General features: G+C 66.9%; 6 protein-coding genes. 3 read left to right on the top strand and 3 right to left on the bottom strand.

Annotated features, from left to right (window positions below; translation table 11 throughout):
* Positions 1-59: 59 nt before the first annotated feature.
* The gene (locus tag AB5T46_RS13205; RefSeq protein WP_370564452.1) at positions 60-1,046 is read left to right on the top strand and encodes an aldo/keto reductase; all 987 of its coding nucleotides are present in this window, start codon (positions 60-62) and stop codon (positions 1,044-1,046) included.
* 240 nt (positions 1,047-1,286) lie between these two features.
* Here AB5T46_RS13205 and AB5T46_RS13200 read toward each other — a convergent pair whose 3' ends face one another.
* Both AB5T46_RS13200 and AB5T46_RS13195 read right to left on the bottom strand, forming a co-directional pair.
* Entirely contained in the window at positions 1,287-2,144 is an 858-nt protein-coding gene (locus AB5T46_RS13200) for an endonuclease/exonuclease/phosphatase family protein (RefSeq protein WP_370564536.1), read from the bottom strand.
* A 130-nt stretch (positions 2,145-2,274) separates the two neighbouring features.
* Positions 2,275-3,354: a winged helix DNA-binding domain-containing protein gene (locus AB5T46_RS13195; RefSeq protein WP_370564451.1), complete on the bottom strand. Its 1,080-nt coding sequence runs from the start codon at positions 3,352-3,354 to the stop codon at positions 2,275-2,277.
* A 561-nt stretch (positions 3,355-3,915) separates the two neighbouring features.
* Here AB5T46_RS13195 and AB5T46_RS13190 point away from each other — a divergent pair.
* Positions 3,916-12,573 carry a GH36-type glycosyl hydrolase domain-containing protein gene (locus AB5T46_RS13190; protein WP_370564450.1) on the top strand — a complete coding sequence of 2,886 codons (8,658 nt, stop codon included), beginning with the start codon at positions 3,916-3,918 and terminating at the stop codon, positions 12,571-12,573.
* A gap of 82 nt (positions 12,574-12,655) precedes the next feature.
* Here AB5T46_RS13190 and AB5T46_RS13185 read toward each other — a convergent pair whose 3' ends face one another.
* Complete coding sequence (locus tag AB5T46_RS13185; protein ID WP_370564449.1) at positions 12,656-13,204, bottom strand: YdeI/OmpD-associated family protein; 549 nt, start codon at positions 13,202-13,204, stop codon at positions 12,656-12,658.
* A gap of 59 nt (positions 13,205-13,263) precedes the next feature.
* Between AB5T46_RS13185 and AB5T46_RS13180 the strand changes: the two genes are divergently transcribed.
* On the top strand, positions 13,264-13,668 hold the full coding sequence (locus tag AB5T46_RS13180) for an alpha/beta hydrolase (protein WP_370564447.1): 405 nt from the start codon (positions 13,264-13,266) through the stop codon (positions 13,666-13,668).
* Positions 13,669-14,298 lie beyond the last annotated feature (630 nt).

Here is a 14,298-nt window from a genome sequence, read left to right as displayed (position 1 = left end):
GGCATCGAAAGTACTTGGCGAGGCGTGCTCTCGACAACTCCCGGGAACAGGACATACGCATGCGCTCCAGACCATTCGGCCGCACCGGCCGCGCCGTCGGCGAGATCGGCTTCGGTGCCTGGGCCATCGGCGATGCCTGGGGCAAGGTCGACGACGACGCATCCATCGCCGCGTTGCACGCAGCGCTCGATGCCGGCCTGGATTTCATCGACACCGCCGACGTCTATGGCGACGGCCATTCCGAGCAGTTGATCGCGCGGGTGCTGAAGGAACGCGGTGGCGAACGTCCGTTCGTGGCGACCAAGGCCGGCCGTCGCCTGCCGCAGCAGACCGTCGAGGGTTACAGCGCGGAGAACCTGGCCGCCTTCATCGACCGCAGCCTGCGCAACCTCGAAGTCGACACGCTCGACCTGGTGCAGCTGCATTGCCCGCCGACCGATCTGTACTACCGCCCGGAAGCCTTCGAGCGGATGGAGCGGCTGGTGGAGCAAGGCAAGGTCCGCCATTACGGGGTCAGCGTCGAACGCGTCGAGGAAGCGCTCAAGGCGATCGAATACCCGGGCGTGGCCAGCGTGCAGATGATCTACAACATGTTCCGCCAGCGCCCGGCCGAACTGTTCTTCCGGCAAACACGGGCGAGGAACGTTGCGATCGTCGCCCGGGTACCGCTGGCCAGCGGCCTGCTCAGCGGCAAGTTCGGCCCCGACACGAAATTCGAAAGCAGCGACCACCGCCAGTTCAATCGCCATGGCGAGGCCTTCGACGTCGGCGAGACCTTTTCCGGCGTGCCCTATGAAATCGGCCTGGCTGCGGTGGAGAAGCTCCGCCTCCTGGTGCCCGACGGCGCGACCATGGCGCAGCTCGCCCTGCGCTGGATTCTGATGTCGGAAGCCGTGACCGTGGTGATCCCCGGCGCGCGCAGTTCGCAGCAGGCCCTGGCCAACATCGCCGCAGCCGCGCTACCGCCGCTGCCCGCCGACACCATGGATGCCGTCGCGCGGATCTACGCCGAGGACATCAAGCCGTACGTGCACCAGAACTGGTGAGCATGGTCGACCACACCCGCAGGCGCTTCATCGCGATCCTCGGTGCGACCGCGGCAACCGCGGCCGCTGGGCTTTCACGGTCCACGGACCGAAAGCCGTTTCGGCTTCCAGCGCCAGCAAGCGCGCCCCCAATGCCGAGACTGGCGTTTCGGTCGAGGTGCGCGCCGGCGCGCGCGGCGACGGCATCGATGTCCACCGGTCCCGACAGCAGGTGGGCGTAGCGATCCGACCGCTGACTGCCTACGGCGCCGGAAACGCGAACTCCGCCACCACCGGAAAATGATCCGACGGATAGCGGCCCCGCTCGTGTTCGGTGACGGTGCGCACCCACAGCGGCTGCAGGCCGCGGTACAGGATCCAGTCGATGCGGCGCTCGGGTTCGCCGGTGAAGCCGTGGAAGGTCGCGGCCGGACCCGTGCGTCGCGGCGCAGCGTCCCAGGCGTCGCGCAGCGTCGCAGTGAGCAGGGCGTGCGCGCGGCGGTCGGGCGTGGTGTTGAAGTCGCCGGTGACGATCACCGGGATGCCCTCGGGCAGCATCGACAGGCGCGAGGCGATCAGCCGCGCGCCGCGTTCGCGCGCGTCTTCGTCCTCGCCGCGATACGGCAGGTGGGTGTTGACGAGATGGAAGCGGCGCCCGTCCGCCAGCCGCTCGAACACCACCCAGGTCGCCATGCGCGGAAGCGGATGGCCCCAGCTGATGCTGCCCGGCACCTCGGGCGTGTCGGAGAGCCAGAAGTCGCCCGACTCGACCACGCGCAGGCGATCGCTGCGGTAGAACACGCCCATGTGCTCGTCGTCGTGACCGCCGCGCCGGTCGCGTCCGAACCACGTGTACTGCGGCAGGCGGCGGACGAGATCGTCGGCCTGCGCCTTGTGCAGCTCCTGCGCGCCGATGACGTCGGGATCCTGCGCGCGCACCATGCGCGCGATCAGCGCCTTGCGCCGCTCCCAGCGGTCCGCCCCGTCGGACTCGACCGGCAGGCGGATGTTGAAGCTCATCACCCGCAACGCCTGCTCTTGCGGAGGCGTCTGCGGATGCGACGGCGTCGTGGCCAGCGTCAGTGAAGCAAGGGCGAGGGCTGCGATGCTGCGCGGCAGGGCGGGCATGTGGTGCACCTGGATGTGGATGTCGTAAATAGCATAGCGGCCGGCTATGGAGCCTGCGTGGCGGGCGCGCTCATTTGCGGCACGGGTCGAAATGTTGGCCAGGGGGGATTGGCTTCACGCCCTACCCGATGACGTCGACGGTCCGGCCGAGGAAGTTCGCGTAACGCTTTGCCGCCGTCCGTACGCCGCGCCGCTCGGCATCCGATAACGGCCGGAACAGGCCCAGCGTCATGGGCGCGCCGCCCTGCCCGGCGCTGCGCGGCCACAGGCCGGCCACCATCCCGTCCACCAGCACGCACGGATGAATGATGCCGTTGATGGTGAACACGCGCCGGTGATGGGCCGGCTCCAGCACCGGCGTGCGGTCCTTGTAGCCGAGCAGGTACTCGTCGAACGCAGGCAGCAGGTGGACGCTGCGCGAACGCGCGGCGGGAGCGGCATCCCTTGCCTGCCAGTAGGTCGTGCCGCCGATGTCGATGGTGTCCAGTTGCGAGGACACCATCGCCAGCGCCGCCCGTGCCTGCTTTACCGGCAGGCCGGACCACCACGCCAGGTCATGCGCGGTCGCCGGGCCGTGACCGGCGATGTAGCGCGACGCCAGCAGGCCCAATGCCTCATCGCCATCGGGCCCGGCCGTGTCCGGCAGCCAGGCGTCGCACAGCACGAAGGTCGGCTGCGCGCCTTCGCGCGGGCCACCGCAGATCAGCCCGTCGTGGGCCAGGCGTCCGCAGATATGCAGGCCCCGGCTGCCGGCGGTCGCGATGCCCGCGGCTTCCAGCGCGCGGTACAACGCCGGGCGCGGCATCGGCCGGCCATCGCCGAGGATGTTCTCCACCGCCCTGCGGCAACGCCGCAACTCGCGCGCGTCCAGTCCGTATTCGCGTTCGTGACGCGCCCCGTCCCGGGCAATCGCGCGCGGCGCCAGCAATCGCTGCATCCAGCGTACGTCCTCGGCCGCCAGCAGGTGCAGGGTGCCGCGCATCGGCCAGGTGCGCACGATGCGGGCATCGGCGATGGCCCGTTCGACATCCGCCTCGGTACCCGCGCGCGTGCGCGAGCCGACCGCCCACAACGATGCACGATAGTCCTGCGCCTGCACCGCACCCAGGCGGCGGACGACGGCCACGGCGTCATCGCATGGGTCGGTGACGCCATGCGCCTGCAGCCGCATGCGCGGCAGCGCCGCAAGGAAAGCATCCATCCGCACGTTCCCTATCACTGGCAAGGGACGAGCTTACTTCACCATCTCTAAACGAATGCGGGCCAGAGCGCATTCCCTGGTCGGGAGAACCGCGCTCCGCCCCTTTGCTCTTCCGCTGTTTTACTTTGCTGCCTGCTCCTAGTCGCCAATCAGGACTCCGGCCTGGCCGCGGCTGCGCAGAGCTTCCTACCCTTTGACCGGCCATCTTCGTCGCACGATGTCGACGATGACAGCGGTAGTCTCGTCCTGTCGATCTTCACACCGACATGAATTTTCGTCCGTGAGTGCCTCACCCGACGACCATCAGGAGTAAACCGCCATGGCTGTCACTGTCGACCGGATGCTGCCGGTAGTGCCGTCGCCGCCGTTATCGTTGCCGCCCATGCCGATCCGGCCGGAACTCACATTGGCGTCCCAGGTGGTTGAGGATCCTGGCGATCACGGCCGCCTGCCCTCATAGGATCCAAGATGTCGCACGCTTGGAGGATTCTCAGTCGTTGGCTGCAACTTCGCCGCCGTTTGTGGCGATGGCAACGTGCGGCGATCCAGAAGATCCCGCGGATGGAAGAGCCGCTGCGTTCGCAGTTGCTCAGCGCCGAACAGATGAAAGTCTATGGCCGTGCGTTGGCGCACGCGCACCGCCTGCGTTCGCATCCGGGGCCGGAGATGCTGCTGGCGCGGCTGAAGGAGAACGAGGGCCTGCTGGACGATGCTGCCACCATGCTGACGCGCATGGTGCAGGATGAGGTGCGGATCAGCCCGGCCGGCGAATGGCTGCTGGACAACTACTACCTGGTCGAAGAGCAGATCCGTACCGCGCGGCGGCATCTGCCCAAGGGCTACAGCCGCCAGCTGCCGTCGCTGAGCGAAGGCCCGTCGGCGGATCTGCCGCGGGTATACGACATGTCGATCCAGGTCATCGCTCACGGCGATGGTCGTATCGACGCCGAGACCATCAGCCGCTTCGTCGTCGCCTACCAGTCGCTCAGTCCGCTCAAGCTAGGCGAGCTGTGGGCGATCCCGATCATGCTGCGACTGGCCCTGATCGAGAACCTGAGACGGGTCGCCGTGCGGGTAATGCGCGACGGCACCGCCCATCGGCTGGCAGCCGATTGGGCGGATCTGCTCAACGAGACCGCGGCCCATCGTCCCAAGGACGTGGTGCTGGTGATTGCCGACATGGCGCGTTCGAAGCCGCCGTTATCCGGTGCCTTCGTGGCCGAGCTGGCGCGAGGACTGCACGGCCGCGGAGCGCTGCTGTCGATGGCGGCCATCTGGGTCGAGCAATGGGTGGCCGACGGTGGCCACAGCATCGAGGAACTGGTGCACGCCGAGGGCCAGCAGCAGGCCGCCGACCAGGTATCGATCAGCAACAGCATCGGCAGCCTGCGCTTCCTGGCCAACATGGACTGGCGCGTTTTCGTCGAGACGATGAGCGTCGTCGACCAGACCCTGCGCGAGGACCCCGCCGGTACCTACGCGTCGATGGACTTCAGCACGCGCGATGCGTACCGGCATGTGGTGGAGAAGCTCGCAAGGCGCAGCGGCGCCAGCGAGATCGAAGTGTCATGCATCGCGCTGCGAATGGCACAGGCGCATCCGGCACCAGGCGACCCCCAGACGCATGTGGGCTACTACCTGGTCGATGACGGCCTGGCGCAGACCCAGGCAGCGGTGGCGGCTTCCGCCAACCGGCAGGTATGGCTGCTTCCACGCAGGATTCCGTTGCCGGCGTATCAGGCGCCCATCGTGCTGATTGCCGCGCTGTTCACCACCGCGCTGCTTTTCAGCGCAGTGGTGGCGCAGATTCACCAGGCGGTGCTGTGGCTGCTGGCGGTGCTGGCCCTGCTCGCTTTCAGCGAACTCGGCATCTCCCTGGTCAACTGGATGGTGACCGTGTTGATCCCGCCGCGGCCATTGCCACGGATGGATTTTTCCACTGGCATACCCGCGCAATCGCGAACGCTGGTGGCGGTGCCCAGCATGCTGGGCAGCCTTGATGCGGTGGACGGATTGGTCGATGGGCTGGAGATCCGTTTCCTGGCCAATCGCGATCGGCATCTGCATTTTGCGTTGCTGACCGACTTTCTGGACGCCGGACAGCAGCATCTTCCCGGCGACGAGGCATTGCTTGCGCACGCGGCGCAACAGATCGAACGCCTCAACACACGCTATGCGCCGGAAAGCGGCGACCGCTTCTTCCTGTTCCATCGCGCGCGCCGCTGGAACCGGAGCGAACGCACATGGATGGGCTACGAGCGCAAGCGCGGGAAACTGGCCGCGCTGAACCGGCTGCTGCGCGGAAAAAGCCTTGAAGACGATTTCATCCGCGTGATCGGCAATACCGAACCACTGGCCAATGTGCGCTATGTGATCACGCTGGACTCCGACACCCGCCTGCCGCGCGATGCGGCACGCGAGTTCATCGGTACGCTGGCGCATCCGTTGAACCAGGCGCGGTTCGACCCGCGCTGCCGGCGCGTCACCCGCGGCTACGGCATCCTGCAGCCCAGCATCGGCAGCAGCATGGGCGGAAGCCCCATCTCGCGCTACGCGCGCATGTTCGGCAGCGAACCGGGAATAGATCCGTATACGCGCACAGTGTCGGACGTGTACCAGGATCTGTTCGGCGAAGGCTCGTTCGTCGGCAAGGGCATCTACGACGTGGATGCGTTCGAGCATGCGCTGGAAGACCGGTTCCCGGAGAACCGTATTCTCAGCCACGATCTGCTGGAGGGCTGTTATGCGCGGGCCGGGCTGGTCAGCGATGTCCGCCTGTTCGAGGATTATCCGTCGCGCTATGCCATCGATGTGAAGCGGCGCTATCGCTGGATACGCGGCGACTGGCAGCTGTTACCGTGGCTGCTGCCATGGGCTCCGCGCATGCACGGCGGCTACGAACGCAATACGTTGTCGTGGCTGTCGCGCGGCAAGCTGCTCGACAATCTGCGTCGCAGCCTGGTGCCCGCTGCCGCGGCGGCGCTGCTGGTGCTGGGCTGGGCGCTGCTGCCGCAGCCGTTGGCATGGACGCTATGGTTGTTGTGCCTGTGGCTGCTTCCGGTGCTGGTGCCTGCGGTGCGGGACGCCGCGGTCAAACCCCTGGACATGACGCTGGAAGCCCATTGGCTGCAGGTCGGCAAGGATGTCTTGCGTCAGTCGTGGCGCGCGGCGGTCAATCTGGCCTGCCTGCCTTACGAGGCCTTTTACAGCCTGGGCGCGATTGCGCGCACGCTATGGCGGATGGCAATCAGCCGTCGCCGGCTGCTGCAATGGAACCCGTCCAGCGAAGTGGAACGCAACCTCGGCAGCGGCAGCGGTGCGGATCTGCGCAGCATGGCCTTTGCGCCGCTGTTCGCCATCGCCGTGGCCGCATTGCTGTGGTGGACCAATCCGCTGGCGCTGTGGGTGGCTGCCCCGGTCCTGGCGCTCTGGTTGTCGGCGCCGGCGCTGATGGCGTGGCTGGGCCGCCCGCTCAGGCAGCGACGCCCGTACCTGTCGCCTGCGCAGCTGGCGTTCCTGGGCCGGTTGGCGCGCCGCACCTGGTCATTCTTCGAAACCCATCTCCGCGCCGAAGACCATTGGCTGCCACCGGACAATATCCAGAAGCACCCGACGTTCCTGATTGCGCACCGCACGTCACCGACCAACATCGGGCTTTCGCTGCTGGCCAACCTGGCCGCCCATGACCTCGGCTACCTGCAGACCGGCGGCGTCATCGAACGCACTCGCCTGACATTGGCGACGATGGAACTGTTGCCGCGCTATCGCGGGCATTTCTACAATTGGTACGACACAGAGACGCTGCAGCCGCTGCCCCCGCACTACGTTTCGACGGTCGACAGCGGCAACCTGGCCGGACACCTGCTGACCCTGCGCCAGGGATTGCTGGCGCTGGCGAACGCACCGGTGCTGGCGCCTTGCACCTTCTGTGGAATGTCCGACACCCTGGGCATACTGGAGGAAACCCGTCGGGCCGCGACCGGCGACGATGAAGGACTGGAACAGGCGCTGGTCGTGTTCCGTCACCGGCTCGACGCCGTCCTGGCGCAACCGCCCGCTACCCTGGCCGATGCCGAAAGCGTGCTTGCCTGGCTGTTGGCGCAAGCGCAAGCGATCGCCACGGCGTGGCCCGCCGCCGACGACGCGGCCGAACAGGAGCCGGCGCCGCACTGGCCGACGATACTGGTCGACGCCTGCCTGGCGGCGCACGCGGAGCTGCTGCACTTCGCACCCTGGCTGTCGCCGCCGCAGGGCGCGCAAAACGAACCTGCCGGTGCAGCGGGCGCGGAGGGCGCGGAGGGCATCCCCAGCCTGCGCGAGCTGGCGAAAGGATCGCTGGGCGCGCCGGCGCAGCAGCGTGCGTGCGAACGCATCCATCAGCTCGAACGGCTGGCGCACCAGGCCGGCCAGTACTCGCTGATGGAGTACGACTTCCTCTACGATCATGCCCGCCATCTGCTGTCGATCGGCTACAACGTCGACGAACGCCGGATCGATGCCAGCTACTACGACCTGCTGGCATCCGAAGCCAGGCTCGGCAGTTTCGTCGCCATTGCGCAGGGACAGCTTCCGCAGGAAAGCTGGTTCGCGCTCGGCCGCCTGATGACCGAAGTCAATGGCGCCGCCACGCTGCTGTCGTGGAGCGGCTCGATGTTCGAGTACCTGATGCCCCAGCTGGTGATGCCCAGCTACCCCGACACGCTGCTGGATCAGACGATGCGGCATGTGGTCGAGGCGCAGATCATCTACGGGGCGCAACGCGATGTGCCCTGGGGAATCTCCGAATCCGGCTACAACACCGTCGATTCGCGGACGAACTATCAATATCGCGCGTTCGGAGTACCCGGATTGGGGCTCAAGCGCGGTCTTGGCCAGGAGTTGGTGGTGGCGCCGTACGCCAGCACGATGGCGCTGATGGTGGCGCCGGAGGCAGCCTGCACGAATCTTCAGCGTATGACGGACATGGGTTTCGGTGGGCACTACGGTCTGCACGAGGCGATCGATTTCACCCCGTCGCGGGTGCCGCCCGGACAGGACCATGCGCTCGTGCACTCGTTCATGGCCCATCACCAGGGCATGGGATTGCTGGCGCTGGACTATCTGTTGCGCGACCAGCCGATGCAGAAGCGGTTCGTCGCCGATGCCGAATTCCAGGCCACGCTGCTGCTGCTGCAGGAGCGCATTCCGCGCACGGGCGTGTTCCACCCGCACGAAGCCGATATCGCGCGCGCCGCACCGGCCGATTCCGAGAACGAAATGCAGCTGCGCGTCTTCTGCAGCCCTGACGCCCCGCGGCCCGCCGTGCAGATGCTGTCCAACGGCCGCTACCACGGCATGCTGACCCATACCGGCGGCGGCTACAGCCGGTTGCGCGACATGGCCGTCACCCGCTGGCGCGAGGACGGTACCTGCGACCACTGGGGAAACTTCTGCTATCTGCGCGATGTGGAAAGCGGCGAGTTCTGGTCCACTGCCTATCAGCCGACCTGCGTGGCGGTGGATCAGTACGAGGCGATCTTCTCCGACGCCAAGGCCGAGTTCCGTGGCCGCAAGCGCGGCTACGAGACCCATCTGGAGGTCGCAATCTCGTCCGAGGACGACATCGAGCTGCGCCGGCTGCGATTGAGCAACCGTTCGCGCCAGCCACGCGTGATCGAAATCACCACCTATGCCGAAGTCGTGCTGGCGCCGGCCATCGCCGACGAAATGCACCCGGCTTTCAGCAACCTGTTCGTGCAGACCGAGATCGTGCGCGAGAAACAAGCGCTGCTGTGCACGCGGCGGGCGCGTTCGCACGGCGAAACGCCGCCATGGATGTTCCACCTGGTCGCCGTGCATGATGCCGACATCAGCGAAATCTCCTACGAGACCGACCGCGCGCGCTTCCTCGGCCGCGGCAACACACCGCACCGACCCGATGCGCTGGCCCGGCGCGAGCCGCTGTCGGATTCGGCCGGTTCGGTGCTGGATCCGATCGTGGCGATCCGCTGCCGGATCGTATTGGCGCCGGAACAGACCGCGATCATCGACATGGTCACCGGCGTCGGCGGCGATCGCGACGCCTGCGCGTCGCTGGTCGACAAGTATCGCGATCGCCATCTGGCCGACCGCGTGTTCGACCTGGCCTGGACCCATAGCCAGGTGGTCAGGCGTCAGATCAACGCCTCGCAGGCCGATGCGCAGCTTTACGAAAGGTTGGCCGGGCTGATGATCTATGCGCACCCGTTCCTGCGTGCGGACAGTGAAATCCTGCTGCAGAATCGCCGCGGCCAGTCCGGGCTATGGGGACATGCGATTTCCGGCGACCTGCCGATCGTGCTGCTGCAGGTCGCCGATGCCGACAATATCGAGCTGGTGCGCCAGATGGTGCAGGCGCACGCCTACTGGCGACTCAAGGGCCTGCATGCCGATCTGGTGATCTGGAACGAGAGCCAGGCCAGCTACCGGCAGCAGCTGCAGGAACAGATCCTCGGCCTGGTCTCGGCCGACCCCGAATTCAACGTTCTCGAGCGCCCGGGCGGCATCTTCGTGCGCCCGGCGCAGCAGATTTCGCAGGAAGACCGGATTTTGCTGCAATCGATCGCGCGCGTGATCGTCAGCGACCGGCACGGCACGCTGGCCACGCAGGTCGGCCATCATGTGCCGCCCGAACGCAGCGTGGCCTTGCTGTTTCCCGACGGGGCACCGGCCGCGCCGGAGCAACCGCAACCGCCGCCGCCGGATGCGGACTCGGTGCCGGGACTGCCGCCGCAGCAGGTGCTGGGCGAGGACGAGGATCCGTGGCCGTTCGAGCCAGCCGCCGATGCGGTCCTGTTCGACAATGGCACCGGCGCGTTCTCCGACAATGGCCGCGAATACCTGTGCGTGCTGCGCGAAGGTGCGCCGACGCCGGCACCGTGGTCCAACGTGATGGCCAACCCGCACCTGGGCACCGTGGTCAGCGAAAGTTCGCCCGGCTATACCTGGTTCGAGAATGCGCACGAATTCCGGCTGACGCCCTGGCATAACGATCCGGTTTCCGACACCGGCGGCGAAGCGTTCTACCTGCGCGACGAGGAAACCGGCCGGGTCTGGTCGCCGATGCCATTGCCCTGCCCCGGCAAAGGCGCGTACCGCACCCGCCATGGCTTCGGCTACAGCGTGTACGAGCACATCGAGGACGGCATCGCCAGCGAATTGTGGGTGTACGTGGCGCTGGAGGACGCGGTCAAGTTCTCGGTGCTCAGGCTGCGCAACCTGTCCGGGCGCGCGCGGCGCCTGTCCGCCACCGGCTATGTGGAATGGGTGCTGGGAGATATCCGCGCCAAGTCGCAGATGCACGTGGTCAGCGAAATCGACGGCAGCAGCGGCGCGCTGACCGCACGCAATCCCTACAACACCGAGTTCAACGGGCGCGTGGCATTCTTCGATACCGATGCGCAGAGTCGCAGCTTCACCGCCGATCGCGCCGAATTCATCGGCCGCAACGGCAGCCTGGCCGCACCGGCGGCGCTGCAGCGTGAGCGGCTTTCCGGAAAGCTCGGTGTCGGGCTGGATCCCTGCGCCGCGATCCAGGTCGGGATCGAACTGGCGACGGGGGAACACCGCGAGACCGTCTTCCGCCTGGGCGCCGCCGCCGACCGTCCCGCCGCAACCGCGCTGGCGATGCGGGCGCAAGGCCCGGCGATCGCGTACGACACGCTGGACGCCGTCCGCATGCATTGGCTGGACACATTGGGCGCGGTGCGGGTCGCCACGCCGGAACCGGCCATGGATGTGTTGGCCAATGGCTGGCTGCTGTACCAGACGCTGGCCTGCAGGTATGTCGCCCGCAGTGGCTACTACCAGTCCGGCGGCGCGTTCGGCTTCCGCGACCAGTTGCAGGACACGATGGCGACGGTGCATGCGAAGCCGGCGCTGACCCGCGCGCATCTGCTGCTCAGCGCCGCCCATCAGTTTCCGCAGGGCGATGTGCTGCACTGGTGGCACCCGCCGCAGGGGCGCGGCGTGCGCACGCGCTGTTCCGACGACTACCTGTGGCTGCCGCTGGCCGCTTGCCGCTATCTGGACGTCACCGGCGACACCAGCGTGCTGGACGAACGGATTCGCTTCATCGAAGGACGGCCGGTCGGTGCCGACGAAGAATCCTATTACGATCTGCCGACGGCATCCGGAGTGCGCTCGTCGTTCTACGACCACTGCGTGCGTGCGCTCAAGCGCGGCTACGGCCTGCTGGGCGAGCACGGCCTGCCGCTGATCGGTACCGGCGACTGGAACGACGGCATGAACCGCGTCGGCGAAGGCGGCAAAGGCGAAAGCGTCTGGTTGGGCTTCTTCCTGTTCGCCGCGCTACAACGGTTCCGGCGCATCGCGCAGGCGCGCGGCGACGACGATTTCGTCCGCTATTGCGGCGATGCGTCGCAACTGCTGCAGGAAAGCTTGGATGCGCACGCCTGGGATGGGCAATGGTATCGGCGCGCCTGGTTCGACGACGGCACTCCGCTGGGGTCGAAACTGAGCGACGAGTGCAGGATCGACTCGATCTCGCAAAGCTGGTCGGTCTTGTCCGGCGCCGCGGACCCGCAGCGGGCGCGGCAAGCGATGGCATCGCTGGATCGCTATCTGGTGCGCCGCGACGCCGGACTGATCCAACTGCTCGACCCGCCGTTCGACAAGACCGGCAAGGACCCCGGCTACATCCGCGGCTATGTCCCCGGCGTGCGTGAGAACGGCGGCCAGTACACGCATGCTGCGGTGTGGGCGGCGATGGCGTTCGCGCAGTTGGGCGACGACGAACGCGCGTGGGAACTGGCGCGGATGATCAATCCCATCAACCACACCCAGGATGCCGACAGCGTCGGCCGCTACAAGGTCGAACCCTACGTGCTGGCGGCCGACGTCTACGGTGTCGAACCGCACGTCGGGCGTGGCGGTTGGACCTGGTACACCGGCTCGGCGGGCTGGATGTACCGGCTGCTGACCGAATCGCTGCTGGGCCTGCAGCGCAACGGCGACCGGTTGCGCGTGAAGCCCTGCATCCCGGCGCACTGGCCGGGCTATCGCCTGCAATACCGCCATGGCGAAAGCCTGTACATGATCGAAGTGGTGCAGACCGCGGATGGGCCGGCCACGATGACGCTGGATGGCGTCGAACAGTCCGACCTGTATATCCCACTGGTCGACGATCGTTCCGTTCACAACGTGCTGGCGCACTGGCCACGGACACGGCCGCGCCCATGACCTCGCCCGCTGCCAGGTAGACCGAGGCCATGAAGGGCAGCAGGCCCCGAAATCGCGTCAGCGACAATTTTCGCCTTTTCCGCTACTCCACCGGTTTGGGAGCACCGAGACTCTTGCTGTAGACCCCGGACCGGTCGAAGCAACAGGCACGGCGCTTGCCGGACGCTAGCATCGAGCAGGCGTTGGCGATCCGGCGCTCGCGCGTCTCCGCCTTCTTTCCCGAGGTGATCCAGTGGATCCAGTCTCTTCGCGCCACGGGTGTGAGGCCGGACCACTGCGTCCGCGCCTCCGGGGTCGCCGCGAGCGCCTTCCGAAGATCGCCTGGAACGCGGGGCTCCGGTTCCTCTGCCACCGGCGTGATCTCGAGCGTAACGGTGTCGCCCACGACGGCTCCGGCGGCTTCCCGCATCGCCCTGGTCAGCTTGAGCCAATGGCTTCCCTGACCATCCGGTTCGAGCGTGGCCTGGAAGGGGTGGCCGTCGAGGGTGCCGTCAACGGTCGTCATGCTCCGCGTCGGCAGCTTCGCGCTGGCGTTTGCGGGCAGCACGAGAAAGGCCCAGGACGCCCCTTTCGGACTCGCCGGCCGCAGCAACTTTGCCGTGAACCGGATCTTCGCAGCGAGCTTGCTCATGGCGGCACGATATCACTGGCATGTGCCTGCGTCACTGGCGCGGCGCGATTTGAATTGGGTTGTCCCGGAAACCATTTTCCCATCGCCTGCGCGCCGGAAATTGTCCCTGGTGCCTTTTCCCTGGCGACTATCGCCTGCGCCGGCAGAGCGCCGCATGTGCTGCGTGGCCTGTTGCACCAAGCATGCCGCCATCTCCGACCCAACCGGTGCAGACACCGGTGTTGTTCGTTTCCGGGGAGTACGATCCGGTGACGCCGCCTGAATGGGTGGACGACCTGCTCCCTCTGTTTCCCAATGGGCGCCATATCGTGTTGCCGGGCGCGGGCCACATCGTGGACGGGATGTCGGACCTCGACACTTGCTATGACCCGACCATCGTTGCGTTCCTGGACTCGGCGGACGCGGCCCATCTCGACGCCGCCTGCATCGAAAGCATGCGCGCGCCGGATTTCGTGACCGAATAGGCATCTCGGCCCCACTGAGGAAAAAGAAAATGGTGTCAGGGACGAATGGCGCTTACTTAAGGTGCTTCGCCTGTTTGCGTGGACACGCAAGGCATCGGCCGGGCGGCCCAGGTACACAGCCGGAGATCCGTAGGAGCGCGCCATGCGCGCGATACCGGCAATGTGTCGGACTTCGGCGATCGGCGGCCCGCCGCGAACCGGAAGGCGCGCCGGTGGACGGAATCGCATGGCGGCGCAATGCCCGCGGCATCGCGCGCATGGCGCGCTCCTACGAAGCAGCGGCGCACGGCTGTGGTATGCCGCAATCGGGCGAAGCACCTTAAGTAAGCGCCATTCGTCCCTGACACCTTTTCCCGCCGGCCGGTCGGGTGACCGTTGATGCGCGCGGCGCCCTCATCGTCGCCGACGATCTTTCGAACACCGTCTGGCGGGTGACGCCAGCACGATGACCGACAGTCACTCGCGGACTTGTACAAAGCCCAGGAAGCACGGCAGCCGATTGCCTTCTCCGCCGTCGCTTTCCTACCCCGCCGGTTCGGGAGCGCCGAAACTCTTGCTGTAGATCCCGGACCGGTCGAAGCAACAGATGCGGCTTCCCGAACGCCAGCATCGAGCAGGCGTCGGCGATCC

Source organism: Luteimonas salinilitoris, from assembly GCF_041300785.1.
GTDB classification, from domain to species: Bacteria; Pseudomonadota; Gammaproteobacteria; order Xanthomonadales; family Xanthomonadaceae; genus Luteimonas; species Luteimonas salinilitoris.
This window is presented reverse-complemented; position numbering and strand designations above follow the sequence as displayed.